This is a genomic window from Actinomadura litoris (assembly GCF_009733595.1).
Classification (GTDB): Bacteria; Actinomycetota; Actinomycetes; order Streptosporangiales; family Streptosporangiaceae; genus Spirillospora; species Spirillospora litoris.
This window is the reverse complement of sequence record NZ_WOFH01000002.1, coordinates 459,473-485,002: the sequence shown is the minus strand read 5'-3', so window position 1 is coordinate 485,002 and position 25,530 is coordinate 459,473. Positions and strand designations below refer to the sequence as shown.

Genomic DNA, 25,530 nt, shown 5'->3' with positions numbered 1-25,530 from the left:
ACACGGCCGTCCAAGCGCAATGCGGATCGTCGGAAGCATCAGGCAGGTGACGTGCGCGCTGCTCGTCCTCCTGCTCGCCGCGGCGCTGGGCGCGTGCGCGAGCGGGTCGGACGAGTCGTCCTCCAGCGGGGACTCGGCGGGCGGGGGGCGCGACTCCTCCGCCGCCCGGCGCGGCGCCGCGCCGCAGGCCGGGGCCACCGGGTCGGCGGCCGGGGCGCCGCAGGACGGCGGGGGCCGCACCGACGCGAAGGTACCGCTACCCGCCGCGCGCTCCGTCGTCTACACCGCGACGCTGCGGATCAGGGCGGACGACGTGGACGCCGCCGCGGCCAAGGCCAAGCAGCGGGTCGTCGCGGCGGGCGGCTACATCGAGCGCGAGCAGGGGTCGAGCGGCCCGCCGTCCTCGACGCTGCGGCTGAAGATCCCCGCCGACCAGTACGCCGGGGTGCTCGCCCGGCTCTCGGTCGACCTCGGCACGAAGGTGTCGCTGAACCAGCAGGCGGAGGACGTCACGGGCGAGGTCGCCGACGTCGACAGCCGGGTCCGCTCGGCGCGGGCCGCGCTGGCCTCCTTCCGCAAGCTCCTCGACAAGGCGAGGACGGTCGGCGAGGTCGTCGACATCGAGCGGGAGATCGCGAGCCGCGAGGCCGACCTGGAGTCGCTCCAGGCGCGCCAGAAGTCGCTCCAGGACAGCACCCGCTACGCGACCCTGACCGTCGAGCTGGAGGCGAAGGGCGGGGCCGTCGCCGCCGAGCCCGACGACGACGGGGGCGGTTTCACCGGCGGCCTGCGCCACGGCTGGGACGCCTTCACCGCGTTCGTCGGCGGCGTCGCGACCGCGCTGGGCTGGCTGCTGCCGTTCCTGGTGACGGCCGCGGTGATCGGGCTGCCCGCGCTGGCCGTCCGGCGGAGGCTGCGTGCCCGGCGCCCGGTCGCACCCGCCGCCGAGCCGGAATCGGAGATGGCGATGGCGGGCGCTCCGGCCGAGGCGCCGCGGGACCTCCCGCCGCACGCCCCGCCACCGCCCCGCTGACCACCCCGTACCGACTACTCCGTGCTCGCCTCGTGGACGAGGTCCGCGAGGCGGGCCAGCACGTCCGGATCGGTGGAAGGGAGGACGCCGTGCCCCAGGTTGAACACGTGGCCCTCGGCGGTACGGCCGCGGGCGAGCACGTCGCGCGCCCGGCGCTCCACGGTCTCCCACGGCGCGAACAGGATCGAGGGGTCGAGGTTGCCCTGCAGCGCCTTGCCCGGCTCGACGCGGCGGACGGCCTCGTCCAGCGGGACGCGCCAGTCGACGCCGACGACGTCCGCGCCCGCCTCACCCATCAGCCCGAGCAGCTCGCCCGTCCCGACGCCGAAGTGGATGCGCGGGACGCCGAGCCCAGCCACCTCGGCGAAGATCCGGCTCGTGTGCGGCAGCACCGACTCGCGGTAGTCCTGCGGCGAGACCGCGCCCACCCACGAGTCGAACACCTGCACGGCGCTCGCCCCGGCCGCGACCTGCACCTTCAAGAACGCGATCGTCAGGTCGGCGAGCCGGCCCATGAGCGCGTCCCACAGCCGCGGCGCGCCGTACATCATCGCCTTGGTGCGGTCGTGGTTCTTGGACGGGCCGCCCTCGACCAGGTAGGAGGCGAGCGTGAACGGGCCGCCCGCGAAGCCGATCAGCGGCGTCGCGCCCAGCTCGCCCGCCAGCCCCCGCACCGCCTCGGTGACGTAGGAGACGTCGTCCGGTTCGAGCGGACGCACCGCGCCGAGCCCCGCCTCGTCCCGGATCGGGTCGGCGATCACCGGGCCGACCCCGGGCTTGATGTCGAGGTCGACGCCGATCGCCTTCAGCGGCACCATGATGTCGCTGAAGAAGATCGCCGCGTCCACCGCGTAGCGGCGCACCGGCTGGAGCGTGATCTCGACGATCATGTCGGGGCGGGTGCAGGACTCCAGCATCGGGACGCCCTCGCGCAGCCGCAGGTACTCCGGCAGCGACCGCCCGGCCTGCCGCATGAACCACACCGGCGTGTGCGGCACCGGCTCGCGCCGGCACGCCCGCAGGAAGGGGCTGTCGCGCAGGGCCGGGGCCTGCGCGTTCTGGGAGGGGTCGTCGGGACCAGCAACGTCAAGGGCCACCACCCGATGGTCCCACGGATCGCTGAAGCGGCCGCACCGACCCGGCGGAGTCCCCGGCGGAGGGCGCCTCCCGAAACACCGGGGAACGCGCAACAAGCGAACGAAGTTCCGGACACGCCGAGCGAAGTCCCGCATTCTGTCACCGGCTCATGCGAACGTGATCCGTGTCATAGCCGAGGGAGGTTCCCCCTTGTACTGCTCCACCTGCGGTGATGAACGTATGTTCGAGCAGCCGCCCTGCCCCGACGGGCACGGCGAGGAGTGTCCGGAGCGGGCCTGCACCGAGTGCGGCACGGCCATGCTCGTCGGCGCCGTCGCGGCGCCCGGCCCGTCCCCCTCGATCGACCACGCCCAACCGGCCCGAGACCGGTCGGCTCACACCCGCCCGTCCCGTGCCGGCTCCACGCGGGCCGTCGCCTGACCGGCCCGGCCCCCGAAACGAAACCATCTGTGCTGTGCCTGTCTCTCCCCCGCATCCTCCCGTCGCGCGCGGCGGCACCCCGTCCCACCGTCACCGATCCGAGTCCCACCCCCCGCCCCAGGCCGGTCCGACCATGAACCCACCTGCCTTCCAGCGGGCCCTCGACACCCTGCGCGGCATCCTCGACGGGCCGGGCGTCCGGCCCGAGCTCGAACTGGAGGACATGCCCGCCCCGCGGAACCTGGCCCCCTACGCCGCCGCGCTGTCGGGCAGCGTCTACCGCGACGACGACACCGAGATCGCGATGGGGCGGCTGATCGTCCTGTACGACCCCGACGGCGCGCGGGAGAAGGACTGGGCGAACGGCTTCCGCGTCGTCGCCTACATCCGCGCCGACCTGGAGCCCGAGATCGCCGCCGACGAGCTGATCGGCTCGGTCGCGTGGAGCTGGCTGCTGGAGGCGCTGGAGCCCGCCGGGTACGCGGGCGTCTCCGGGACGATCACCCGCGCGGTGTCGGAGAGCTTCGGCGACAAGGCCGACGAGCCCTCCACCACCGAGCTGGAGCTGCGCGCGTCCTGGTCCCCCACCGGCGACGACCTGGCGGGGCACGTGGCGGCGTGGTGCGAGGTGATGTGCACGACGGCGGGCCTGCCGCCCGCCGGAGTCGCGTCCCTGCCCGACCGTCCCGGCGGCACCGGCCGCTGAGAGACGTACGGTAGGGGGCGTGGGAAGCGAAGCGTCCGAAACCGAGGCGGCGGGGGAGAACACGGAAACAGTGGGAGTGTCCGAAACGCGCGCCACCGGTCCCGAGCGGGAGACCGGTGCGGAGAAGCCGCCCGCGGGAGCCACGCCGGAGCAGGACGCCGGCCCCCCGGAACAGGACACCGGGCCCCCTGCCATCCCGCTGCTGGAGCCCCGCGAGGGCGTGCCGGACGTCGTCGCCGACGCCGCCGGTCTGGAACGTGTCATCGCCGCGTTCGCGGCCGGTACCGGCCCGGTCGCGGTCGACGCCGAGCGGGCCTCGGGCTACCGGTACGGGCAGCGCGCGTACCTGATCCAGCTCCGCCGCGCGGGCGCGGGCACCGCGCTGATCGACCCGGTCGGCTGCCCCGACCTGTCCGGGCTGGACGCCGCGCTCGCCGACGCCGAGCTGGTGCTGCACGCCGCCAACCAGGACCTGCCCTGCCTGGCGGAGGTCGGGCTGGTCCCCCGGCGGCTGTTCGACACCGAGCTGGCCGGGCGGCTGCTCGGCTACCCGCGCGTCGGCCTCGGCTCGATGGTCGAGAACGTCCTCGGCTTCCTGCTGGAGAAGGGGCACTCGGCGGCCGACTGGTCGACCCGGCCGCTGCCCGACGACTGGCTGCGCTACGCCGCGCTCGACGTCGAGCTGCTGGTCGAGCTGCGCGACGCGCTGGAGGCGGAGCTGGAGGCGGCCGGCAAGCTCGGCTGGGCGCTGGAGGAGTTCGCGGCGATCCTGGCTATGCCGCCGAAGCCGCCCCGCGCCGACCCGTGGCGCCGCACGTCCGGCATCCACCGCGTCCGCAACCGGCGCGCGCTTGCGACCGTCCGCGAGGTGTGGGAGGCCCGCGACAAGATCGCCCGCGAGCGCGACCTGTCCCCCGGCCGGGTGCTCCAGGACGCGGCGATCGTCGAGCTGGCGCTCAAGGCCCCCAAGACCCCCGCCGAGCTGCAGGCGCTGCCGACCATGCGGGGCCGCGGCGCCCGCCGCCACCAGTCGGCCTGGCTGCGCGCGGTCTCCCGCGCCCGCGGCCTGTCCGACCGGGAGCTGCCCGAGGCCAACCTCCCCGGCGACGGCCCGCCGCCCGCGCACCGCTGGGCCGACCGCGACCCCGAGGCCGCCAAGCGGCTCACCGCCGCCCGCGCCGTCGTGGCCGCGCTCGCCGAGGAGCACACGATGCCCTCGGAGAACCTGATGCAGCCCGACTCGGTGCGCCGGCTCGCGTGGACGCCGCCCGGCGAGGCGTCCGCCTCCGCGGTCGCCGCCGCCCTCAGCGCGCTCGGCGCCCGCCGCTGGCAGGTGGAGCTGACCGCGCAACCGCTGGCCAGGGCGTTCCTGCGGCTGGAGTACAAGGGGGACGTGTAGGCCGCGGCGTGTAGGCGGCGGAACGTTCCCACCGGCCTGCCGGCGCAAGTCGCTCTTGCGGGGGGCGCCGTCCGAGCACACACTTGTTTAGGTTAGCTTTGCCTAAAACGTGTGGTCGGTGGAGGAGCGTCGCGATGCTGTTGGGCAACTTCCTCATCGGGCTGCGCGAGGGGCTTGAGGCCGCGCTGGTCGTGAGCATCCTCATCGCGTACCTGGTGAAGACCGGCAACCGCCGCGCCCTGCTGCCCGTCTGGACGGGCATCGCCATCGCCATCGCGCTCAGCGTCGGGTTCGGGATCGCGCTGAGCGCCGCGTCCTCGGAGATGCAGTTCAAGACCCAGGAGCTGTTCGGCGGCGTGCTGTCGATCGTCGCGGTCGGGCTCGTGACGTGGATGGTCTTCTGGATGCGCAAGGCCGCCCGGTTCATGAAGGCCGAGCTGGAGGGCAAGCTCCAGGGCGCGCTGGACGTCGGTCCGGTGGCGCTCTCGCTCGTGGCGTTCCTCGCCGTCGGCCGCGAGGGCCTGGAGACCGCGCTGTTCCTGTGGACCAACATCAGCAACTCCTCCGAGGGCTCCACGCAGCCGATCACCGGCGCGCTGCTCGGCCTCGCGGTCGCGGTCGCGCTCGGGTACCTGCTCTACCGGGGCGGGCTGAAGATCAACCTGAAGCGCTTCTTCACCTGGACGGGCGCGGCGCTCATCGTGGTCGCGGCGGGCGTGTTCGGCTACGGCTTCCACGACCTCCAGGAGGCCGAGGTGTTCCCCGGCCTCCGGTCGGTCGCGCTGGAGCCGCATCTGTTCTTCGCCAAGTTCGGCACGCCGGGCGACTGGATGCAGACGATCTTCCAGGGCGTCCTCAACGTCACCCCGCAGATCACCTGGCTCCAGCTCGTCATGTGGGCGCTCTACCTGGTGCCGGTGATGGCGCTGTTCCTGCGCTCCTCGTCGCCGTCCAAGCCGCGCCCGGCCCCGGCGAACCAGCCCGCCACCTCCTGAGGCGGCCTCACAGGTCGGGCAGCGGGTCGCGCGGCAGGCTGTCGCGCGCGAAAATCTCGGTGTCGGCGGCGTTGACCACCGCGACGTACTCGTCGTCGATCTCGAACGCGGCCCCGGCGAACTCGAAGGACGCGCCGGCGCCGAGCTCCACCGGGCCGATCCGGGTGCCGCGCGGGTAGCTGCCCCAGATGCTCTTCGGGGTGCTGCGGCTCAGCGACCCGGTGGAGATCACCGCGACCTGGTCGTCGGTGACGACGAAGACGAACCCCGCTCCGCCCCCGTGGGCCATCGCGGGAAACAGGTAGCGGATCTCCCCGTCGATCCCGAGGAAATCGCGGCAGCGCTCGCGGAGCGGACGTGGCACGGGCATGGCGGCGGAGGCACCTCCCCAGGTGGGACGTCGTCGGCGTCCCAATCATGCACCGGTTCCTCAGACCGTGGCCAGCGCGGCGGTCGGCGACAGCCGCGCCGCCCGCGCCGCCGGGTACAGCCCCGCCGCCGTCCCGATCGCGAGCGTCGCCGCCAGCGCGCCGCCGAGCGCCCACACCGGGACGACCGGCGGCCACCCCTTGGCGAGCGCGAACCCGGCGGTGACCCCCGTCCCGAGGACGACCCCGGCCACCCCGCCGCACGCCGACAGCAGCAGCGACTCGGCGAGGAACTGCACGCGGACCTGCCCCCGCGTCGCGCCGAGGGACCGCCGCAGCCCGATCTCGCGGCGCCGCTCCAGCACCGAGACCACCATCGTGTTCGCGACGCCGACGCCGCCGACCAGCAGCGCGACCGCGCCGAGGCCGAGCAGCAGCCCGGTGAACGCGCCCGCCGCCGCGGCCCTGGCCTCCAGCGCGTCCGAGGGGCGGCTCACCCGCACCTGCTCGGGATGCTCGGGGTCGACCGTCCTGGCGAGGACGGCCCGGACGTCGGCGACCGACGCGTCCGCCGACCGCTCGTAGATCGTCGTCGGGTGCCCGCCGAAGCCGAGGTAGCGGCGCGCCGCGTCCCAGCCGACGAGCGCGGACCGGTCGATCTCCGGCGCCAGCTCCGCCGGGGCCAGCACGCCGAGGACGGTGAACCGGCGCCCGCCGATCCACACCTGCACACCGGGCCCTTCCGGGGGGCGTGGGGGGTCGCCCCTCCACAAGTGACCGGGCTGTTCCGGGGGGCGTGGGGGGTCGTCCCCCCACAGGAGATCGGGCCGGTCCAGGCCGAGCCGCCGCGCCGCCTCCGCGCCGAGGACGACCCCGGGGTAGCGCCCGGTCGCCGCGTCCAGCCAGCGGCCCGCCGCCGTCCGCGCGCCGAGGGTGCCGAGCAGGTCGGGCGTCGCGGCCTGCACCGCGATGCCCTGGGTGACCTCCTCCGGGATGCGGTCGGTGCGGCGCACGGTCGCGCCGGTCGCGCCGGTCGCGCCGACCGCCGTCACGGTCCCGATCCGGCGGACCATCTCCGGCGCCGCCTCCGGCAGCTCCGCCGCGTCCCCGAACAGCGTGTCGCCGGGCTCGGCCCGCAGCAGGTTCGTGCCGAGCCGGTCCAGCCGCCGCAGCAGCTCCTCCTCGCCGCTGGAGGAGATCCCGATGACCGCGACCATCGTCGCGATCCCGATCGCGATGCCGAGCGCGGACATCACCACCCGCGCCGGGCGCGCTCGCAGCCCGCCGAGCCCGACCCGCAGCACGTCCCGGGGCCCGAGCCGCGCGGGCCTCACCGGGCGCCCCGCTCGTCGGCGACGATCAGGCCGTCCCGCACCCGGACGCGGCGCGGCGCGGCGGCCGCCACCTCCGCGTCATGCGTGATGATCGCGATCGTGGTGCCCGCCGCGTTCAGCTCGGCGAGCAGCGCCAGCACCCCGGCGCCCGCCGCCGAGTCGAGGTTGCCGGTCGGCTCGTCGGCCAGCAGCAGGTCGGGCTCGCCCGCCACGGCCCGCGCCACCGCGACCCGCTGCTGCTCACCGCCCGACATCTGGTGCGGCCGGTGCCGCGTCCGGTGCCCGAGCCCGACCCGCTCCAGCGCCGCCCGCGCCCGCTCCCGCCGCTCCCGCAGCGGCACGCCGCTGTAGAGGAGCCCGTCCGCGACGTTGTCGAGCGCGCTCACGCCCGCCGCGAGGTGGAACTGCTGGAACACGAACCCGATGTGCCGCGCCCGCAGCGCCGACAGCTCCCGGTCCGACAACCGCGCCACGTCGTGCCCGGCCACCTCCACCCGCCCCGCCGTCGGCCGGTCCAACGTGCCGATCATGTGCAGCAGCGTGGACTTGCCCGACCCGGACGGCCCGATGATCGCGACCATCTCCCCCGCCTCGACGCCGAGATCGACACCGCGCAACGCGACGACCTCGCCCGCGTACTCCTTGGTGACCCCGTCCAACCTGACGATCGTCATCGCTCCGGCACCCCGACCTTCACGCCCTCGGCGACCCCGGTGACCTCCACGCGCCCTCCGCCGAACGCACCGATCCGCACCGGGACGAGCCTGCCCGTCCCGTCGGCGACCTCGACCGCGAACCCGCCCTCCCGCGTCGCCAGCAGCGCCTCGACCGGCACCGACAGCACGCCCCGCCGCCGCTCGCTCTCCAGCTCGACGGTCACGGGCGCCTCGTCCAGCCGTCCCGTGCGCCCCTTGACCGCGATGTCGACGCCCACCGTGGTCTTCTGGTCCTGCCCGCTCCCGCTGCTCTCCGCGACGTCGCCGACCTCGCTGACCGTCCCGGGAACGACCTTGCCGCCGGGCAGCTCGACCGAGACCTTCGCGCCTTCCCGCGCGAGGTCCTGCTTGTCCGCGTCAAGGTCCACATGGACGACCCGCCGCGTCCCCGCCACCTCCAGCACGGGCTGCCCCTGGACGGCCTGCTTCCCCTCAGGCGTCCGCACCTTCCGCACCCGCACCGCCCCGCCAAGGAAAACGATCTGCGCCGGGTCGACGACCCCCGTCTCCTCAAGCCCTCGATCGTCCCGCCATTCCTTGACGGCGGCCTCCGTGGCCTCGGTGAACCGCGTGTCGACGGTCAGATCCCCGTACCCGAGCGCCGCGAGGTTCCCCTCAAGCTGCCGCACGTCCGCACCCGACTCCCCCACCCGGAGCACCCGGTACATGGGGCTTCCTCCATACATCAAGGTGACGGGCTTCCCGGAGACCTTCACCAGCGTCCCGCCCCGGCGAACGGTCGCCCCCTCCCTCGGCGCCCATGTCACGATCCCGGACGCACCGGTCCACACGTCCCGGGCCCCGTCATAGGTGAGCCTTCCGTCCACCTTCTCGGTGTCCACGAGATCCCCCCGCGTCACCACCGCCGTCCCCAGCCGCACCCCGGGCCGTGCCTCCGCCTCGTCCCCGCCGAGACGGAGCACCACACCGCCCACCCCGACCCCCAGGACGACGACGCCGCCCACCACCAGCGCCCATCTCATTTCCCGCTCCCCGGCAGAAGCCCCCGGCAGGCGTTCCGCGCCTTCTCGACCTTCTCGGGGCTGGTGCCGCGCGGAACCTGGATCACCCCGTCCGACCCCGGGTCCTTCATGTCGACCCCGTTCTCACGCATGCACTGCGCGAACCTGACATAGGAATCCCGCGCCTTCGGATCCTTGAGATCGGGCATCTTCCCGCCGGCCTGGAGCCACGACCGGCACTTCTTGAAAGCCCCCTGGACCTTCTCCCCGTCGCCGCCCTTCCCGAGCCGCAGCGCCTTCTGCCCGCTCCCCGGATCCGGAACGTCCACCCCGTTCTCCCGCATGCACCGGGCGAACCCGAGCTGCGCGTCCTCCGCCGAAACCGACTTCTGAGGCGAAGCCGACCCGCCACCCGCGCTGGCGACCCCACCCGACTCCCCACCGCACCCCGAAAGCCCCACCACAGCCGCCACCACAAGCCCGAACCCGCGAACCCGCATACCGTCCTCTCCGCCGGAAACCCACGTCCCAGCGCCCCAAGAGGACCACCCCAGGGGTTAAACCCGCATTAGCCGCACCACCGCGACGATCCGGCCGCGACCGGCTGACGGCGGCCTGGCCCGTTCGGCGAATCACTCGACCTCGCGAAGGCGGCACACCGTCAGCTCTGTCGCTTGGAGCATTTTAGTGAGATGTCCCCCATCGAACCCATTTTCATCGGCACCACGCCGGGCCGCGAGGCGCCGAGGTCGATCGTGTACGCCCTCTTCTCCGCGATGAACCTGCGCGACGAACAAAGAGGGACGATGCGGAACGGCCTTCGCTCGTCGCCCTCATTGCCTAAGACCAGGGGCGGCTGCACTTTTCCGCCCACCGTGTAGGAGATCGCGATCTTGAAGGACGTGGGCACGCTCAGCGTGTCGACGAACAACTGGACGCTCACCGTCTCCTGGTCCTTCAGCTTGGTGTTGCCCTTTCCATGTCCGGGATAAGGGCCCAGATCCTTCCAGCGGAAAGGAGCATTCTCGCTGTATACAGGCTCGATGGTCCGCGCCCGCACCCGTGGGGGAAGGTTCCGGAAGGCCAACCCGAGGGTCAGCATGACGCCGTCCCCTCCTCCGGGCGGGCTCCACAGCAGTGTGCCGTCCGGCATGGGGATTCTCTTGACCTCCACCGCGGTGATCTGCGTTATCTCGACGACCTGGGCACGCTGCGCCTTGAGGCCGAAAGAGATCTCCGAGTACCCGCTCCCGGCCACCCTCGGGTCATCGGCCTTCTCGTTGTACCGGTCGTAGAATGCCTCATTCGAGGTCGGCGCCACCATTCTTTCGCCGGTGACCATGGCCGCCGACTCGCCCCACCTCGGCGCCCCGGCCAGCACGAGCGACTTCGAGCCCATGAAGCCGCGGGCACGGTCCTGGGTGGATTCCAGGAGGCCCAGTCCTCGAAGCACCCCGCCGCCGGCGTCGGTCAGCGTGATCCAGCCCGCGGCGAACGTCACGGCACCGGCCGTGAAAACGGCGATCATCTTTCGCCTGGGCGGATGGGGGCGCGGAGGGCGGCGGGATGTGCGCGCGTTCCGTGGTTCCATGGCGCCAGTCTCGCGCTCACGATCACTTACCGTGGCCGCCTGACCGCATACGGCCATTGCCATACGCGGATCTTCAGTTGCTGCCCGTTGGGACGGCTGGGAGCTCTAGGTAGGTGGCCACGAGGGTCTCGCCTTGGTTCTGTGGGTAGTAGGGCGGGTTCCTTTCAGGCGTTCGAAGGCCACGCTCAGGGCGAAGGCGTTGGCGTAGCCTACTTTTCTGGCGATGGCGGATACGGTTTCGTCGGTTTCTCTCAGGAGATCGGCGGCCAGGGCTATTCGCCAGCCCGTCAGGTAGGCCATTGGGGGCTCGCCCACCTGGGCGGTGAAGCGGCGGGCCAGGGCCGCCCTTGATACTCCGGTTCTGGCCGCCAGGTCCGCGACCGTCCAGGGGTGGGCGGGAGATTCGTGCAACAGGCGGAGGGCGGTGCCCGCTATCGGGTCGTCCAATGCCCGGCACCACGCGGGGGCGGTGGAGTCCGGTGTCTCGAACCATGTGCGGAGGGCGGAGACCAGCATGAGGTCCAGGAGGCGGTCCAGGACCAGTTGCCGGCCTGGGCGTTCTCTGGTGATCTCCGCGGCGATCAGTTCCGTGGACGGGTACGGGCTGTCCCCGGCCGGCACCACCAGGACGGGAGGCAGCGCGTGGAGGAGGTGTCCGCTCAGTTCGCCTCGGCGTTCGAAGGCGCCGCTCAGGAGGACGGCCGCTTCGTCGGCGGGGTCTCCGCAGGTGCCGGTCCGGCCTGAGCAGTAGTCGGCGGTGGTCACCACCTGGGTGGGTTCCGTTGCCGGGTCGTCCGCCACCGTGTAGGGCGCGTCGCCGGGGACCACCGCTATGTCGCCCGGGGCTATGCGCACCGGGTCGCGGCCGTCGGGGACGATCCAGGCGTGGCCGTTCAGCATCGTCGCCAGCGTCAGAGGGGCGCCGCTGGCCATGCGGAGCGCCCAGGGCGGTCGCATGACCGTCTGGCGGAAGACGGCGCCGCGGGCCCGCACGCCTGCCAGGAGTTCCGATACGGCGTCCATGGGCTCAGGTTAGACGGTCAGACATCAGGCGGAGCTTTTCAGGCATGGATCGTCTCAGTGATCGCGGGTTGGCTGGGGGCATGGGTGAACACCAGATTCTTGTCACCGGCGCGACCGGTAAGTCCGGCAGGCGTGTGGTCCGGCGGCTGCGGGCGGAGGGGGCGGCGGTCCGCGCGGCGGCGCGGGGCGGGGAGCACTTCTTCGACTGGACGGACCGCGCCACCTGGGACGCCGCGCTGGAGGGCGTGGGGGCCGTCTACATCGTCCCGCTGGACGGGACGGCGCTCGTGCGGCCGTTCGTCGAGCGGGCGGCGCGGCTAGGGGTGCGGCGGGTCGTGCTGGCCTCGGGGCGCGGGATCGACGTGCCCGGTTACGCCAAGGACAGCGGCGGGATGCTGGAGGGCCTCATCGATGGCGAGGCCGCCGTCCGGGAGAGCGGGCTGGAGTGGACGATCAGCAGGCCGGGATGGTTCGCGCAGAACTTCAGCGAGGGGTTCTTCGCCGAGGCCGTCCGCGCCGGGGAGCTGCGGCTGCCGGGCGGCGACGGGGCCGCGAGCTTCGTCGACGCGGAGGACATCGCGGCGTTGGTGGTGGCCGCGCTGACCGGCGACGGGCATTCCGGCCGGATCTACGAGCTCTCCGGGCCCCGGGCCGTGACGCTGGAGGAGGCGGCCGCGACGATCTCCGAGGCGGCCGGGCGCGACGTCCGCTACGTGCCGCTGTCCGTCGAGGAGTACGTCGCCGAACTCGTCGGGCAGGGGGTGCCGCCTGAGGACGCGGCGGCCTTCGCGGATCTCGTCGAGCCGCTCAGGGAGGGGAAGGACGAGCACGTCTCCGACGGGGTGCCGCGTGCGCTCGGGCGGCCGGCGCGGAGTTTCGGGGAGTTCGCCGCGTCCACCGCCGCCGAGGGCGGCTGGGGCTGAGCGAAGGGCGGCCACCCGCCCTCGGGTGGCCGCCGCTTCTCAGCAGCGCCTTGAGGAAGCGGTGGTGCTCCGGGGTGGTGGTGATCAGCGAATCGGCGGACGACGCCCAGCTGTGGTCGAAGTCGGTGACGTTCTTGAGGGAGCCGCCGGGTGAGGACTGGTTGGAGCCCTGCGCGTGCGGACGAGCACATATTTGGTGTTGGAGTATTTCCATTTCCGCGTGCCGTCGGGGTTGCGCTCCCCCGGCTGGAAGTCCGGACGGGGTGCCGCGTCGCCATCGCGAACGGTCCCTCGGGACCGTTCCCGCCGCGCCGGACCGAATCATCGTCCGCTCCATTCTTTGCTGATCTTGACCGCTCGGCATTGACGCCGGGGATTTCGCCTCGCCGCCCCGACGGGGGCACCCGGTGCGTCAGGGTAGAGAAAAGGCCACCGCAGGCGCTGGGGACGGCACGCATCGCACAGCAGACGACGCGGATCGCGATGGTGCGGACGGGGGAACCGGGGAATCTTGACGGCATGTTGTATCGAACTCTTGTCATCGCGCTGACCGCCGGTCTCGTCCTGCCCGTCGGAGGGACCGCCCTCGGCGACACCGAGCCGCCGCCCGACCGCATCCCGCTGCCCAACGGCTTCCAGCCGGAGGGGATCACGGCGAGCCCGCGGGGTGAGGCGTTCCTCGGCTCGCGCGCCACCGGCGCCATCTACCGCGTCGACCTGCGCACCGGGAAGGGCGAGGTGATCACCCCGGCGTCGGGCAAGCCCTCGCTCGGGATGAAGACCGTCGACGGACGCCTGTACGTGGCGGGCGGGCGGAGCGGGACGGGCCGTGTCTACGACACGCGCACCGGGGCGCTGCTCAAGTCCTACGACCTGAACACGGTGCCGTCCTTCGTCAACGACGTCGTGCTGACCGACGACTCGGCCTGGTTCACCGACTCGACCAATCCCGTGCTCTACAAGGTGCCGCTCGACGGGGACGGCGAGGTGGTGAAGGTGCCGCTGACCGGCGACATCGTCTACCAGCCCGGGTTCAACGGGAACGGCATCGCGACCAGCCCGGACCACAAGTCCCTCGTGCTCCTCCAGTCCAACGCCGGGAAGCTGTTCAAGGTCGATCCCGCGACGGGCGTGACGAAGACGGTGGACCTGCACGGCGAGGTCCTCACCAGCGGTGACGGCGTACTGCGCGACGGCCGCACGCTGTACGCGGTGCAGAACTCGCTCAACACCGTGGCCGTCATCGAGTTGAGCAGGGACGGCGGCGAGGGGAAGGTCACCAAGAAGCTGACCGACAAGCGCTTCGACGTCCCGACGAGCGTCACCCGCTTCGGGAAGCGGCTCTACCTGCCGAACGCCCGGTTCAGCACGCCGCCCGGCCCCGACACGACCTACGAGGTCAATGCCGTCCAGCCCTGAGCTGGGCTTATCCGGGTTTAACCACCGTTGCGCCATGCTCGGCGCATGCGCGTTTTGATCGTCGAGGACGAGCGTGTGCTGGCGGACGCGATCGCGGAGGGGCTGCGGGAGCAGGCCATCGCGGTCGACGTGGTGTACGACGGGGACGGTGCGCTGGAGCGCGCGTCCCGCAACGAGTACGACGTGGTGGTGCTCGACCGGGACCTCCCGGCCGTCCACGGCGACGACGTGTGCCGGGAGCTGGTCGGGCGCCGGCACACGGGCCGGATCCTGATGCTGACGGCCGCCGGCGACGTCGGCGACCGGGTGGACGGCCTGATGCTCGGCGCCGACGACTACCTGCCGAAGCCGTTCGTGTTCGGCGAGCTGGTCGCCCGGGTGCGGGCGCTGGCGCGGCGCTCGCGGACGCCCGTCCCACCGGTGCTGGAGCGGCGGGGCGTCCGGCTGGACCCGCACCGGCGCCGGGTCCAGCGGGACGGCCGGGAGCTGCGGCTCACCAACAAGGAGTTCGCCGTCCTGGAGGAGCTGCTGCGCGCCGAGGGCGGGGTGGTGAGCGCCGAGCTGCTGCTGGAGCGGGCCTGGGACGAGAACATCGACCCGTTCAGCAACATCGTCCGAGTGACGATGGCGACGTTGCGCCGCAAGCTCGGCGAACCGGGTGTGATCGAGACGGTCACCGGGTCCGGCTACCGGCTGGAGGCATGATGCCGAGGCTGAGCGTCCGGGCGCGGTTGACGCTGGTGTACGGGTCGCTGTTCCTGGCGATGTCGGCGGTGCTGGTCGCGGTGACGTACCTGCTGACCGCGCGGATGATCGAGCAGCGCTACCCGGTGCGCGGGTCGGGGACGACGAGCACGCAGCTCTGGAGCCTCACGGACGCGGAGACCACGCGCCGGCTGGAGGAGCTGAAGGCCGAGGTGAACCGGCAGGCGACCCGGCAGAAGCACGACATGCTGGAGCAGCTCCTCCAGAGCTCGCTGGTGACGATGCTGGTGGTCGGCGTCCTCGCGGTGGTGATCGGGTACGTGGTGGCGGGCCGGATGCTGCGGCCCCTGCACCGGGTCACCGCGACGGCGCGGCGGCTGTCGGAGAGCAACCTGTACGAGCGGATCGCGCTGGACGGCCCGCAGGACGAGATCAAGGACCTGGCCGACACCTTCGACCGCATGCTGGACCGGCTGCACCGGGCGTTCGACACGCAGCGGCGGTTCGTCGCGAACGCCTCGCACGAGCTGCGGACGCCGCTGACCATCAACCGGACCGTGCTGGAGGTGGCGCTGGCCAGCGGGAGGAACCCGCCGGAGACCAAGGCGCTCGCCGACGTGCTGCTCGGCAACACCGCGCGGCACGAGCGGCTGATCGAGGGGCTGCTGCTGCTCGCCCGGTCCGAGCACGAACTCGGGACGCGCACGGCCACCCCCCTGCCGGACGTCGTGCGCAGCGCCCTCGACCAGCTCGACGTCCGCGACGACGTGGAGGTGGAGGCGCGGCTCGGCGCGGCCGAGGTGACCGGCGACCCCGTCCTGCTGGAGCGGTGCGCGGTCAACCTGCTGGAGAACGCGCTGAAGTACAACGTGCCGGACGGGCGGATCTGGGTCCGCACGGGAACCGCGGGATCGGCGGGGACCGAGGTGTTCCTCCAGGTCGTGAACACGGGGCGGCCCGTCCCGTCCTACGAGGCGGGGTCGATCTACGAGCCGTTCCGGCGGCTGCGCGCGGACGGCGGCGCGCGCTCCAGGACCGGGTCGGCGGAGGGCGCGGGCCTCGGCCTGTCGATCGTGCGGGCGGTGGTCGGGGCGCACGGCGGGACGATCGAGACGGTGCCGCGCGCCGAGGGCGGCCTCTCGATCACCGTGCGGCTGCCCGCCGCGGGCGCTCCCGCGGCCCCGCGGCGTGCGGGCGTGCTTACCGACGAGTACGATGGGCGGGTTACCGGCGAGTAATCTCGTCGCCGACCCACCAGCGCAGGGAGGACGACACCGTGCCTCGCACCGCACGCGACGTCGTGTTCGTCGACGGCGTCCGCACGCCGTTCGGCAAGGCCGGCCCGAAGGGCCTGTACGCGCAGACCCGCGCCGACGACCTGGTCGTCCGCGCGATCCGCGAGCTGCTGCGCCGCAACCCGTCCCTGCCGCCCGAGCGGGTGGACGAGGTCGCGATCGCCGCCACCACGCAGACCGGCGACCAGGGCCTGACGATCGGACGGTCCGCCGCCGTCCTCGCCGGGCTCCCCAAGAGCGTTCCCGGCTACGCGATCGACCGGATGTGCGCGGGCGCGATGACGGCGGTGACGACGGCGGGCGCGGGCATCTCCTTCGGCTCCTACGACGTCGTGATCGCGGGTGGCGTCGAGCACATGGGCCGGCACCCGATGGGCGAGGGCGTCGACCCGAACCCGCGCTTCCTCGCCGACCGGCTCGTGGACCCGTCCGCGCTGGTCATGGGGTCCACGGCGGAGAACCTGCACGACCGTTTCCCGGGCATCACCAGGCGGCGCGCGGACGCCTACGCGGCGCGCAGCCAGGCGAAGGTGGCCGAGGCGTACGCGGCCGGGCGCGTGCAGCCCGACCTCGTCCCGACGGCGGTCCGCTCGGCGGAGCGGGGCTTCGGCCTCGCGACCGAGGACGAGCCGCCGCGCCCCGGCACGACCGTCGCCGACCTCGCGGCGCTGAAGACGCCGTTCCGCGCGCACGGCAACGTCACGGCCGGGAACGCGGCGGGCCTCAACGACGGCGCGACCGCGTGCCTGCTGGCCGCCGAGGACGTCGCGGCCGACCTCGGCCTTACCCCGCGCATGCGGCTGGTCGACTTCTCCTTCGCCGGGGTGGAGCCGGAGGTCATGGGCGTCGGGCCCGTACCGGCGACCGAGCGGCTGCTCGCCCGCAACGCGCTGACCATGGACGACATCGGCCTCATCGAGATCAACGAGGCGTTCGCCGTGCAGGTGCTGGCGTTCCTGGAGCACTTCAAGATCGCCGACGACGACGCGCGGGTGAACCCGTGGGGCGGCGCGATCGCGCTCGGGCACCCGCTCGCCGCGTCCGGCGTCCGGCTGATGAACCAGCTCTCGCGGCTGTTCGAGGAGCGGACGGACGTCCGGTACGGCATCACGACGATGTGCGTCGGCATGGGGATGGGCGGCACCGTCCTCTGGGAGAACGTGAACCGGGAGGGCGGCAAGTGAACCCCGACATCTTCGCCGACGAGGTCGTGACGCACGCGCTGGTGCGCGACGTGGCGCTCCCCCGCGGCGCCGGGACGCTCGCGCTGATCACGCTCGACAACGGGCACGACCACACCCGGCCGAGCACGTTCGGCCCGCGCGGCCTCACCGAGCTGGGCGAAGCGCTCGACGCCGTCGCCGCGCGCGAGGACATCGCCGCCGTCGGCGTCACCGGCAAGCCGTTCATCTTCGCGGTCGGCGCCGACCTCAAGGGCGTCCCGCTGATCGGCGACCGCGCGGACGCCGCCGCCGTGGGCAGGCTGGGGCACGACGTGTTCCGCCGCCTCGGCGAGCTGCGCGTCCCCTCGTTCGCCTACTACAACGGCGCGGCGATGGGCGGCGGCGTCGAGATCGGCCTGCACTGCACGTACCGGACGGTCTCCACCGGCGTCACGGCGTTCGCGCTGCCCGAGGCGTTCCTCGGCCTCGTGCCCGGCTGGGGCGGGACGTACCTGCTGCCCCGCCTGATCGGCGCGGAGAAGGCGCTCAAGGTCGTCATCGACAACCCGCTCGCGCAGAACCGGATGCTGAAGGGCCCGCAGGTCCGCGAGCTGGGCATCGCCGACGCGATCTTCGACTCGGCCGACTTCCTGGAGGAGTCGCTCGCCTGGACGGCCCGCGTCCTGAAGGGCGAGGTCGTGGTCGACCGCCCCGAGGTCGACACCGGCAAGGCGTGGGACGACGCGGTCGCGCTCGCCCGCTGGAACGTGGACGGGCGGCTGCACGGCGCCGCCCCGTCCTACGTGAAGGCCATCGACCTGATCGCCGCCGCCAAGGACCGCACCCGCGACGAGGGCTTCGCGGCCGAGGACGAGGCGCTCGCCGACCTCATCATGAGCGGGGAGCTGCGCGCGGGCCTGTACGCGTTCGACCTCACCCAGAAGCGGGCGAAGAAGCCCGCCGGGGCACCGGACGCCGCGCTCGCCCGTCCCGTCACGAAGGTCGGCGTGGTCGGCGCGGGCCTGATGGCCTCGCAGCTCGCGCTGCTGTTCGCGCGCCGCCTGGAGGTGCCGGTCGTCATGACCGACCTCGACCAGGAGCGGCTCGACAGGGGCGTCGGCCACGCCCACGCCGAGATCGGCAGGCTGCTCGCCAAGGGGCGGATCTCCCCCGACAAGGCCAACCGCCTCACCGCGCTCGTCACCGGCTCGCTCACCAAGGACGCCTTCGCCGACGCCGACCTCGTCATCGAGGCGGTCTTCGAGGAGATGTCGGTCAAGCGCGCGGTGTTCGCCGAGGTCGAGGAGCACGTGTCGGCCGAGTGCGTGCTGGCCACCAACACCTCGTCGCTGTCGGTGACCGAGATGGCCGCGGGGCTGCGGCACCCCGAGCGCGTGGTCGGGTTCCACTTCTTCAACCCGGTCGCGGTGCTGCCGCTGCTGGAGGTCGTCCGGGGCGAGCGGACCGGCGACGAGGCCCTGGCCACGGCCTTCGCGACGGGCAGGACGCTGAAGAAGTCGTGCGTGCTGGTCAAGGACGCCCCGGCGTTCGTGGTGAACCGCGTGCTGCTGCGGCTGCTCGCCGAGATCGTCGCGGCGGTGGACGAGGGCACGCCGATCGAGGTGGCCGAGCGCGCCGCGGCGCCGCTCGGGCTGCCGATGCCGCCGTTCGTGCTGATGGGGCTGGTCGGCCCCGCGATCGCGCTGCACGTCAACGAGACGCTGCACGCCGCGTTCCCGGGCCGCTTCCCGCTCTCGGACAACCTCGCCAAGCTGGTGGCGTCGGGCAAGCCCGGCGTGTACCGGCCCGACCTCACGCTCGACCCCGAGGCGGTGGAGATCTTTGCGGGCGGGGACCGCCCCTCCACCGAGGAGCAGGTGCTCGACCGCGCGCTCGCCGCGCTCGCGGACGAGATCCGCCTCATGCTGGACGAAGAAGTCGTCGCCGCTCCGGAGGACATCGACCTCTGCATGCTCCTCGGCGCCGGTTGGCCGTTCCACCTGGGAGGGATCACTCCGTACCTCGACCGGACGGGCATCTCCGAGAAGGTGACGGGACGCCGGTTCCGTACCTGACACGCCGAATCATGCGCCGGGAGCGTCCTTAAGGCGGATAAAGACGGGCATAGGGGTGACGGACATGAGGTCACCCCACCGCGAGGAGCTCCCGGGCATGAACCTGCTGCGCACGAAGTCGGTCGAGCAGTCGATCCGCGACACCGAGTCGCCGGAGCATCAGCTCAACCGATCCCTGTCCGCGTTGGACCTCGTGGTGTTCGGGGTCGGCATCATCATCGGGACCGGGATCTTCGTGCTGACCGGGCAGGTCGCCAGGGACAAGGCCGGCCCGGCGGTCGCGATCTCGTTCGTGCTCGCGGCGATCGTCTGCGGGCTCGCGGCGCTGTGCTACGCCGAGTTCGCCTCGACGATCCCGGTGGCGGGGTCCGCCTACACCTTCTCCTACGCGACGCTCGGCGAGTTCCCAGCGTGGATCATCGGCTGGGACCTCGTCCTGGAGCTGGCGCTCGCCGCCGCCGTGGTCTCGGTCGGCTGGTCGGGATACGCGGTCTCGCTGCTGGACGACGCGGGCGTGACGCTGCCGGCCGAGCTCGTCCATCCGCCGGGTGAGGCGGGCGGCGCGGTGAACGTCCCCGCGATCGTGCTCGTGCTGGCCGTGACCGTGCTGCTCGTCCTCGGCATCAAGGTGTCCGCGCGCTTCACCGTCGCGATCGTCGCCGTCAAGCTGTCGGTGGTGCTGCTGGTGATCGTCGCGGGGCTGTTCTTCGTCAAGGGCGCCAACTACCACCCGTTCATCCCGCCGTCGGAGGCGACGCCGACGGTCGAGGGCGGCTCCGCGCCGCTGATGCAGGTGCTGTTCGGGATCAAGCCGGCCACCTTCGGCTGGCTCGGCATCTTCGCGGCCGTCTCGGTCGTCTTCTTCGCCTACATCGGCTTCGACGTGGTCGCCACCGCCGCCGAGGAGGCCCGGCGGCCCCAGCGCGACCTCCCGATCGGGCTCATCGGCTCGCTCGTGATCACCGCGATCCTGTACGCGGTGGTGTCGATCGTCGTCACCGGCATGCAGAACTACAAGGACCTGAGCACGGAGGCGCCGCTCGCCGACGCGTTCAAGGCCGTCGGCCATCCCGCGTTCGCCACCGTGATCAGCTTCGGCGCCGTGGTCGGCCTGACGACCGTCGTGCTGATCCTGCTGCTCGGCCAGAGCCGGGTGTTCTTCGCGATGAGCCGCGACGGCCTGCTGCCCCCCCGGCTCTCGACCGTCCACCCGCGCTTCGGCACCCCCTACCGCTCCACCGTGATCATGGGGGTGGTGGTCGCGGCGATCGCCGGGTTCATCCCGCTCGCCAAGCTCGCCGAGCTGGTCAACATCGGCACGCTGTTCGCGTTCCTCGTCGTCTCGGTCGGGGTCGTGGTGCTGCGCCGGACGCGGCCGGAGCTGCCCCGCGCGTTCCGCACGCCGCTGGTGCCGCTCATCCCCGTGCTGTCGGTGCTGGCCTGCCTGTTCGTGATGATCAACCTGCCGGTGGACACCTGGCTGCGGTTCCTCGCCTGGCTCCTGGTCGGCGTCGCCGTCTACTTCGCCTACGGGCGGCGCCACAGCCGTCTGGCGGGCGGGCGGGTCTGACGGAGGCCGCCCGCGATCGGAAACCGCCTGTCCTTTGTCGGTGCCGTGGGCGACAATGGCGGCCATGGCAGACCCAGTGCGCGTCGCCGTCGTCGGGTCCGGCCCCGCCGGACTCTACGCCGCCGAGGCCCTCGTGAAGCAGACCGCCGGCGCAGCGCGCGTCGACGTCCTGGACCGGCTGCCCACGCCCTACGGCCTGGTCCGCTACGGGGTCGCGCCCGACCACACCTCGATCAAGGCGATCGCCCGGTACCTCCAGAAGGTGCTGGAGGGCGAGGGGGTGCGGTTCTTCGGCTGCCTGGAGCTGGGCCGCGACCTCACCCGCGCCGACCTGCTCGGCTGCTACGACGCGGTGATCTACGCGACCGGCGCGATGGTCGACCGGCACATGGGCGTTCCGGGTGAGGACCTGCCCGGCAGCGTCGCCGCCACCGACTTCGTGAACTGGTACTGCGGCCACCCCGACGCCGCCGACCACGAGTTCGACCTGTCGGTGGAGGAGGTCGCGGTGATCGGTGTCGGCAACGTCGCGGTCGACGTCGTCCGGATCCTCGCCAAGACGGCCGAGGAGCTGCGCGCGACCGACGTGCCCGAGCAGGTCGTGGAGGCGCTGTCGCGCAGCCGCGTCCGCCGCGTCCACATGGTCGGGCGGCGCGGCCCCGCGCAGGCCAAGTTCACCACGAAGGAGGCCCGCGAGCTGGGCGAGCTGGACAACGCCGGCATCCACGTCCGCCCCGAGGACATGGCCCTCGACCCGGTGAGCGCCGAGCTCGCCGAGACCGACCGGCACGTCCGCGCGAACGTCAAGGTCCTGAACGGCTGGACGGGCGAGCCCGCCGCGCGGCCCCGCCGCATCGACGTCCGGTTCTGGCGGGCGCCGGTCGAGATCCTCGGCACCACCCGCGTGGAGGGGCTGCGCCTTGAGCGGACCCGCCTGAACGAGTCGGGCCGCGTGACCGGCACCGGCGAGTTCGAGACGCTCCCGGTCGGCATGGTGCTGCGCTCGGTCGGCTACCAGAGCGTCCCGCTGGAGGGCGTCCCGTTCGACGAGCGCGCCTACGTCGTCCCGAACGACGGCGGCCGGATCCTCGCGCCGGACGGCTCGCCCGTCCCCCGCGAGTACGTCGCGGGCTGGATCAAGCGCGGCCCGACCGGTGTCGTCGGCACCAACAAGTCCGACGCCGCCGAGACCGTCCGCCACCTGCTGGAGGACCTCCCCGCCGACCGGACGCCGCCCGCCCGCACCCTGGAGGAGCTGCTGGAGTCGCGCGGGCTGGCCGCCGTCACCTACGCCGACTGGCTGGGCCTCGACGCCGCCGAGATCGCCCTCGCCCGCTCCCTCGGACGCGGCGAACGCGTGAAGCTGGCCCGCTGGGAGGACATGACGAAGGCGTGCCGCTCCACCGATGACGCGCGGATGGAATAAACCGCTCGCAGGGTAGTGACGGAAGCGTGACGGGGACGCTACCGTGCGCGTGTGACCGGCGGTCCCGAACTGTACGGGTTCCCCCCACCCGAGACGTTGCCCGATCTGCGGTGGCTGGGCCCGGATTATGTCTCCGTGCTGGTGTACGACCTGACGCAGGGGCTGCTGCGCCAGGATCCCCGCACGGTCGTGATGGGCGTGCGCTGCGAGGGCGACCCCGACCTGCGCCCCTCCGTCGACCCGGGGGGCGTCATCCGCGCGCACGACGCGTGCTTCCCGCTCCAGGTCTACGTGCAGGACGGCGCCGGACGCCCCTGGCGGCTGCGCGGCCGGTGGACCTACTCCGGCCGCGAGCTGGGGACGTCCGCCGCGTCCATCACCCACTTCTGGCACCTGCTGTCGGCCGAGGGGGTCTAGGCCGTGCCGCACGGCGACCTCGGCCGTCGCGCGGGCGTGTAGCCGACCGGTGGGGCGGGCGCCGAAGGCGAGGCCCCACCGGTCAGGCCGCGAAGCGCCACCGCGCCCGCCAAGGCACGGTCAAGGCATCAGGCCGCCAGGCGAGCGCCTTGGGCCGGGACCCGATGAACAGGGCTCAGTCGGAGGTGGCGGGCTCGTGGGTCTCGGTCGAGGTGATCCGCGCGACGTACTCCGTCACGTCGCGGGCGAGGGCCTGCGGGGTCAGGCCGATGTCGGCCAGGATCTCGCCGCGCCCGGCGTGGTCGAGGAACTCCTGCGGGATGCCGAAGGTGCGGACCGGGGTGTCGACCTCGGCGTCGCGCAGCATGCGGGCGACGGCGTCGCCGACCGCGCCGGTGCGGCCGTTGTCCTCGGCGACGGCGACGAGCGCGTGGTCGCGGGCGAGGCCGGGCAGCGCCGCGTCCAGCGGCTTGACCCAGCGGGGGTCGACGACGGTGACCCCGATGCCCTGGGCGGCGATGAGCCCGGCCGCCTCCACGGCGGGCCCGGCCATCGACCCGGCCGCCACCAGCAGGACGCGGGTGCCGTTGGAGCCGTCGTGGCGGGCGATGACGTCCATGTCACCGGCCTTGCCGATCGCCTCGATGTCGGCGGCGGCGGGCCCCTTGGGGTAGCGGATCGCGGTCGGGCCGTCGGAGACGGCGACGCACTCGCGGAGCAGTTCGCGCAGCCGGGCGCCGTCGCGCGGCACGGCGACGCGCAGGCCCGGGACGAGCTGGAGGATCGACAGGTCCCACATGCCGTTGTGGCTGGCGCCGTCGTTGCCGGTGACGCCGGACCGGTCGAGCGCGAACGTGACGGGCTGGCGGTGCAGCGCGGTGTCCATCAGGACCTGGTCGAACGCGCGGTTGAGGAAGGTGGAGTAGAGCGCGACGACCGGGTGCATGCCGCCCATGGCGAGGCCGGTCGCGGAGGTGACCGCGTGCTGCTCGGCGATCCCCACGTCGTAGACGCGGTCGGGGAAGGCGTCGGCGAACGGGGCGAGCCCGACCGGGTGCAGCATCGCGGCGGTGATGGCGACCACGTCGCGGCGCTCGCGGCCGATCGCGACCATCTCGTCGCTGAAGTGCTTCGTCCACGCCGGTGCGCCCTTCTTGGCGGGGAACGCGCCGGTGGCGGGGTCGAACGCGCCGGGACCGTGCATGCAGTCCTCGGTGTCGTTCTCGGCGGGCGCGTAGCCGCGGCCCTTGGTGGTGATGCAGTGCACGATGACGGGGCGGCCGAACCCGTGGGCGCGGCGCAGGGCACGTTCCACCGCGTCGGTGTCGTGGCCGTCGATCGGCCCGACGTACTTCATGCCGAGGTCCTCGAACATCGCCTGCGGCTGGAGGACGTCCTTGATGCCCTTCTTGATGCCGTGCAGCGCCTCGTAGGCGACGGTGCCGACGACCGGGGCGCGCGGCACCGTCTTCTTGATGAGGTCGAGCGCGTGCTCGTAGCCCTGGGTGACGCGCAGGTCGGCGAGGTGGCCGGCGAGCCCGCCGATCGTCGGCGAGTAGGAGCGGCCGTTGTCGTTGACGACGATGATGACCGGGCGGTCGACGCCCGCCGCGATGTTGTTCAGCGCCTCCCAGCACATGCCGCCGGTGAGCGCGCCGTCGCCGACGACCGCGACCACGGCGCGGTCGTCCTCGCCGCGGAGCTGGAACGCCTTGGCCAGCCCGTCGGCGTAGGACAGGGCGGTGGAGGCGTGCGAGTTCTCGATGATGTCGTGCTCGGACTCGGCGCGGCTCGGGTAGCCCGACAGGCCGCCGCGCTGGCGCAGCAGGCCGAAGTCGCGCCGCCCGGTGAGGATCTTGTGGACGTAGGCCTGGTGGCCGGTGTCGAACAGGATCTTGTCGCGCGGCGAGTCGAAGACGCGGTGCAGCGCGATCGTCAGCTCCACCGCGCCGAGGTTCGGACCGATGTGCCCGCCGGTCTTGGAGACCGCGTCGACGAGGAAGTCACGTATCTCCCCGGCGAGACGGGGCAGCTGCCCGGCGTCCAGTCGCTTGAGGTCGTCGGGACCCGTGATCGACTCCAGCAGGCTCACGCGTGTCAACTCCTCCGTCGGGGGCGTCGCTCCCCGCTCCCGGGGCTCCCCTGGTCTCGGGCCGTTCCGAGTTTAATCCCGGTTCGCCCGCGACGCGCCGGACCCCGCCCCTCCCCGGGCGGGAAACGGGTGACCGACGTGGCGCCCATGGGGTAGGAAATGAGCATGGGCGTCGAAGAGATCGTGCTGCTCAACGCGGCTGACGAAGCCGTCGGTACCGCTCCGAAAGCGGAGAGCCACCACCGGGAGACCCCGTATCACCTGGCCTTTTCCTGTTATGCCGTGGATACGGACGGTCGCGTGCTGATCACTCAGCGGGCGCTGGCGAAGCGGACCTTCCCCGGGGTGTGGACGGGGAGCTGCTGCGGGCACCCCGGTCCGGGCGAGGGCCTGCGCGGCGCGGTGGTCCGGCGATTGCAGGACGAACTGGGCATCCCGGACGAGTCGCTGGCCGTCATGGCCCTGTCCCCCGTCCTGCCCGCGTTCCAGTACCGCGCCGTCGCCGAGGACGGGACGGTCGAGCACGAGCGCTGCCCGGTCGTGCGCGCGACGGTGCCGGCCGGGACGCCGGTCACGGCCAACCCCGCCGAGGTCGAGGAGGCCGCGTGGTGGACCTGGCGCGAGTGCCTGGACCTGGCCGGGCGCCCCGAGTCCTCGCCCTGGTACCGGCTCCAGCTCGCCGAGCTGGCCCCGCTGGGCCCCCCGCTCGACTGGCCCGACGCGGGCACCACCGGCCTGCCCCCGGCGCTCCCGTGGTGACCGGGATGGCCGGATAACCGCGAGATCACTTTTCGATACGC

At 72.9% G+C, this 25,530-nt stretch carries 24 protein-coding genes; 15 read left to right on the top strand and 9 right to left on the bottom strand.

Translation table 11 applies throughout. The features are described from left to right. Positions 1-46: 46 nt before the first annotated feature. Positions 47-1,033, top strand: a complete 987-nt coding sequence (locus GNZ18_RS06700) for a DUF4349 domain-containing protein (protein WP_173390669.1) — start codon at positions 47-49, stop codon at positions 1,031-1,033. 14 nt (positions 1,034-1,047) lie between these two features. Here the strand turns inward: GNZ18_RS06700 and hemE are convergent, their stop codons facing one another. Further along, the gene (hemE, locus tag GNZ18_RS06695; protein ID WP_242887070.1) at positions 1,048-2,016 is read right to left on the bottom strand and encodes a uroporphyrinogen decarboxylase; all 969 of its coding nucleotides are present in this window, start codon (positions 2,014-2,016) and stop codon (positions 1,048-1,050) included. A 334-nt stretch (positions 2,017-2,350) separates the two neighbouring features. On the opposite strand from hemE, the gene GNZ18_RS06690 reads away from it, so the two are divergent. From GNZ18_RS06690 to efeU, 4 genes are all read left to right on the top strand, one after another. Beyond that, positions 2,351-2,551, top strand: a complete 201-nt coding sequence (locus tag GNZ18_RS06690; protein WP_156215316.1) for a hypothetical protein — start codon at positions 2,351-2,353, stop codon at positions 2,549-2,551. Between the two features lie 133 nt (positions 2,552-2,684). Beyond that, positions 2,685-3,257, top strand: coding sequence for a DUF3000 domain-containing protein (locus GNZ18_RS06685; protein ID WP_156215314.1), 573 nt, complete (start codon positions 2,685-2,687; stop codon positions 3,255-3,257). Between the two features lie 193 nt (positions 3,258-3,450). After that, positions 3,451-4,656: an HRDC domain-containing protein gene (locus GNZ18_RS06680; protein WP_312874373.1), complete on the top strand. Its 1,206-nt coding sequence runs from the start codon at positions 3,451-3,453 to the stop codon at positions 4,654-4,656. A 134-nt stretch (positions 4,657-4,790) separates the two neighbouring features. Beyond that, positions 4,791-5,651 (top strand): iron uptake transporter permease EfeU, encoded by an 861-nt coding sequence (gene efeU / locus GNZ18_RS06675; RefSeq protein ID WP_242886237.1) that lies wholly within the window; start codon positions 4,791-4,793, stop codon positions 5,649-5,651. Positions 5,652-5,658: 7 nt separating this feature from the next. On the opposite strand, the gene GNZ18_RS06670 is transcribed toward efeU, so the two are convergent. From GNZ18_RS06670 to GNZ18_RS06640, 7 genes are all read right to left on the bottom strand, one after another. Further along, positions 5,659-6,021 carry a hypothetical protein gene (locus GNZ18_RS06670; RefSeq protein ID WP_156215312.1) on the bottom strand — a complete coding sequence of 121 codons (363 nt, stop codon included), beginning with the start codon at positions 6,019-6,021 and terminating at the stop codon, positions 5,659-5,661. Positions 6,022-6,081: 60 nt separating this feature from the next. Then, positions 6,082-7,353 (bottom strand): ABC transporter permease, encoded by a 1,272-nt coding sequence (locus tag GNZ18_RS06665; protein ID WP_312874339.1) that lies wholly within the window; start codon positions 7,351-7,353, stop codon positions 6,082-6,084. Next, entirely contained in the window at positions 7,350-8,027 is a 678-nt protein-coding gene (locus GNZ18_RS06660; RefSeq protein WP_156215311.1) for an ABC transporter ATP-binding protein, read from the bottom strand. Before GNZ18_RS06660 ends, GNZ18_RS06665 begins: the two co-directional genes overlap by 4 nt. Continuing rightward, positions 8,024-9,052 carry a peptidoglycan-binding protein gene (locus GNZ18_RS06655; protein WP_156215309.1) on the bottom strand — a complete coding sequence of 343 codons (1,029 nt, stop codon included), beginning with the start codon at positions 9,050-9,052 and terminating at the stop codon, positions 8,024-8,026. The genes GNZ18_RS06660 and GNZ18_RS06655 overlap by 4 nt, the downstream gene beginning before the upstream one ends. After that, positions 9,049-9,531 carry a hypothetical protein gene (locus GNZ18_RS06650; RefSeq protein WP_156215307.1) on the bottom strand — a complete coding sequence of 161 codons (483 nt, stop codon included), beginning with the start codon at positions 9,529-9,531 and terminating at the stop codon, positions 9,049-9,051. The genes GNZ18_RS06655 and GNZ18_RS06650 overlap by 4 nt, the downstream gene beginning before the upstream one ends. A 161-nt stretch (positions 9,532-9,692) precedes the next feature. Then, positions 9,693-10,559, bottom strand: a complete 867-nt coding sequence (locus GNZ18_RS06645) for a hypothetical protein (protein ID WP_156215305.1) — start codon at positions 10,557-10,559, stop codon at positions 9,693-9,695. A gap of 168 nt (positions 10,560-10,727) precedes the next feature. Then, a complete protein-coding gene (locus tag GNZ18_RS06640; RefSeq protein ID WP_156215303.1) occupies positions 10,728-11,645 on the bottom strand; it encodes an AraC family transcriptional regulator in 918 nt (305 codons plus the stop codon). Positions 11,646-11,725: 80 nt separating this feature from the next. Between GNZ18_RS06640 and GNZ18_RS06635 the strand changes: the two genes are divergently transcribed. From GNZ18_RS06635 to GNZ18_RS06595, 9 genes are all read left to right on the top strand, one after another. Continuing rightward, complete coding sequence (locus GNZ18_RS06635; protein ID WP_156215301.1) at positions 11,726-12,568, top strand: NAD(P)H-binding protein; 843 nt, start codon at positions 11,726-11,728, stop codon at positions 12,566-12,568. 519 nt (positions 12,569-13,087) lie between these two features. Beyond that, a complete protein-coding gene (locus GNZ18_RS06630; RefSeq protein WP_156215300.1) occupies positions 13,088-13,987 on the top strand; it encodes an SMP-30/gluconolactonase/LRE family protein in 900 nt (299 codons plus the stop codon). Positions 13,988-14,032: 45 nt separating this feature from the next. Continuing rightward, positions 14,033-14,692, top strand: coding sequence for a response regulator transcription factor (locus GNZ18_RS06625; RefSeq protein ID WP_156215298.1), 660 nt, complete (start codon positions 14,033-14,035; stop codon positions 14,690-14,692). Continuing rightward, positions 14,692-15,930 (top strand): sensor histidine kinase, encoded by a 1,239-nt coding sequence (locus tag GNZ18_RS06620; protein WP_246249459.1) that lies wholly within the window; start codon positions 14,692-14,694, stop codon positions 15,928-15,930. The genes GNZ18_RS06625 and GNZ18_RS06620 overlap by 1 nt, the downstream gene beginning before the upstream one ends. Positions 15,931-15,968: 38 nt before the next feature. Next, positions 15,969-17,171, top strand: coding sequence for a thiolase family protein (locus tag GNZ18_RS06615; RefSeq protein ID WP_214618902.1), 1,203 nt, complete (start codon positions 15,969-15,971; stop codon positions 17,169-17,171). Next, positions 17,168-19,225 carry a 3-hydroxyacyl-CoA dehydrogenase NAD-binding domain-containing protein gene (locus GNZ18_RS06610; RefSeq protein ID WP_312874338.1) on the top strand — a complete coding sequence of 686 codons (2,058 nt, stop codon included), beginning with the start codon at positions 17,168-17,170 and terminating at the stop codon, positions 19,223-19,225. Before GNZ18_RS06615 ends, GNZ18_RS06610 begins: the two co-directional genes overlap by 4 nt. A gap of 64 nt (positions 19,226-19,289) precedes the next feature. Then, positions 19,290-20,795 (top strand): amino acid permease, encoded by a 1,506-nt coding sequence (locus GNZ18_RS06605; RefSeq protein WP_376766261.1) that lies wholly within the window; start codon positions 19,290-19,292, stop codon positions 20,793-20,795. Positions 20,796-20,850: 55 nt separating this feature from the next. Beyond that, positions 20,851-22,221: an FAD-dependent oxidoreductase gene (locus GNZ18_RS06600; protein WP_156215296.1), complete on the top strand. Its 1,371-nt coding sequence runs from the start codon at positions 20,851-20,853 to the stop codon at positions 22,219-22,221. A 51-nt stretch (positions 22,222-22,272) separates the two neighbouring features. Further along, positions 22,273-22,638, top strand: a complete 366-nt coding sequence (locus GNZ18_RS06595) for a hypothetical protein (RefSeq protein ID WP_214618899.1) — start codon at positions 22,273-22,275, stop codon at positions 22,636-22,638. A gap of 175 nt (positions 22,639-22,813) precedes the next feature. Here the strand turns inward: GNZ18_RS06595 and dxs are convergent, their stop codons facing one another. After that, entirely contained in the window at positions 22,814-24,730 is a 1,917-nt protein-coding gene (gene dxs, locus GNZ18_RS06590) for a 1-deoxy-D-xylulose-5-phosphate synthase (protein WP_214618898.1), read from the bottom strand. A gap of 165 nt (positions 24,731-24,895) precedes the next feature. Between dxs and idi the strand changes: the two genes are divergently transcribed. Then, a complete protein-coding gene (idi, locus tag GNZ18_RS06585; protein WP_156215292.1) occupies positions 24,896-25,489 on the top strand; it encodes an isopentenyl-diphosphate Delta-isomerase in 594 nt (197 codons plus the stop codon). Positions 25,490-25,530: the final 41 nt, after the last annotated feature.

What these genes read in the sequence shown, in the direction of transcription:
- GNZ18_RS06690 (WP_156215316.1), top strand. Translation starts at nt 2,351, where the DNA reads ATGTTCGAGCAGCCGCCCTGCCCCGACGGGCACGGCGAGGAGTGTCCG.
- GNZ18_RS06685 (WP_156215314.1), top strand. Translation starts at nt 2,685, where the DNA reads ATGAACCCACCTGCCTTCCAGCGGGCCCTCGACACCCTGCGCGGCATC.
- efeU (WP_242886237.1), top strand. Translation starts at nt 4,791, where the DNA reads ATGCTGTTGGGCAACTTCCTCATCGGGCTGCGCGAGGGGCTTGAGGCC.
- GNZ18_RS06670 (WP_156215312.1), bottom strand. Translation starts at nt 6,021, where the DNA reads ATGCCCGTGCCACGTCCGCTCCGCGAGCGCTGCCGCGATTTCCTCGGG.
- GNZ18_RS06660 (WP_156215311.1), bottom strand. Translation starts at nt 8,027, where the DNA reads ATGACGATCGTCAGGTTGGACGGGGTCACCAAGGAGTACGCGGGCGAG.
- GNZ18_RS06655 (WP_156215309.1), bottom strand. Translation starts at nt 9,052, where the DNA reads ATGAGATGGGCGCTGGTGGTGGGCGGCGTCGTCGTCCTGGGGGTCGGG.
- GNZ18_RS06650 (WP_156215307.1), bottom strand. Translation starts at nt 9,531, where the DNA reads ATGCGGGTTCGCGGGTTCGGGCTTGTGGTGGCGGCTGTGGTGGGGCTT.
- GNZ18_RS06645 (WP_156215305.1), bottom strand. Translation starts at nt 10,559, where the DNA reads ATGATCGCCGTTTTCACGGCCGGTGCCGTGACGTTCGCCGCGGGCTGG.
- GNZ18_RS06640 (WP_156215303.1), bottom strand. Translation starts at nt 11,645, where the DNA reads ATGGACGCCGTATCGGAACTCCTGGCAGGCGTGCGGGCCCGCGGCGCC.
- GNZ18_RS06635 (WP_156215301.1), top strand. Translation starts at nt 11,726, where the DNA reads ATGGGTGAACACCAGATTCTTGTCACCGGCGCGACCGGTAAGTCCGGC.
- GNZ18_RS06630 (WP_156215300.1), top strand. Translation starts at nt 13,088, where the DNA reads ATGTTGTATCGAACTCTTGTCATCGCGCTGACCGCCGGTCTCGTCCTG.
- GNZ18_RS06625 (WP_156215298.1), top strand. Translation starts at nt 14,033, where the DNA reads ATGCGCGTTTTGATCGTCGAGGACGAGCGTGTGCTGGCGGACGCGATC.
- GNZ18_RS06620 (WP_246249459.1), top strand. Translation starts at nt 14,692, where the DNA reads ATGCCGAGGCTGAGCGTCCGGGCGCGGTTGACGCTGGTGTACGGGTCG.
- GNZ18_RS06605 (WP_376766261.1), top strand. Translation starts at nt 19,290, where the DNA reads ATGAGGTCACCCCACCGCGAGGAGCTCCCGGGCATGAACCTGCTGCGC.
- GNZ18_RS06600 (WP_156215296.1), top strand. Translation starts at nt 20,851, where the DNA reads ATGGCGGCCATGGCAGACCCAGTGCGCGTCGCCGTCGTCGGGTCCGGC.
- idi (WP_156215292.1), top strand. Translation starts at nt 24,896, where the DNA reads ATGGGCGTCGAAGAGATCGTGCTGCTCAACGCGGCTGACGAAGCCGTC.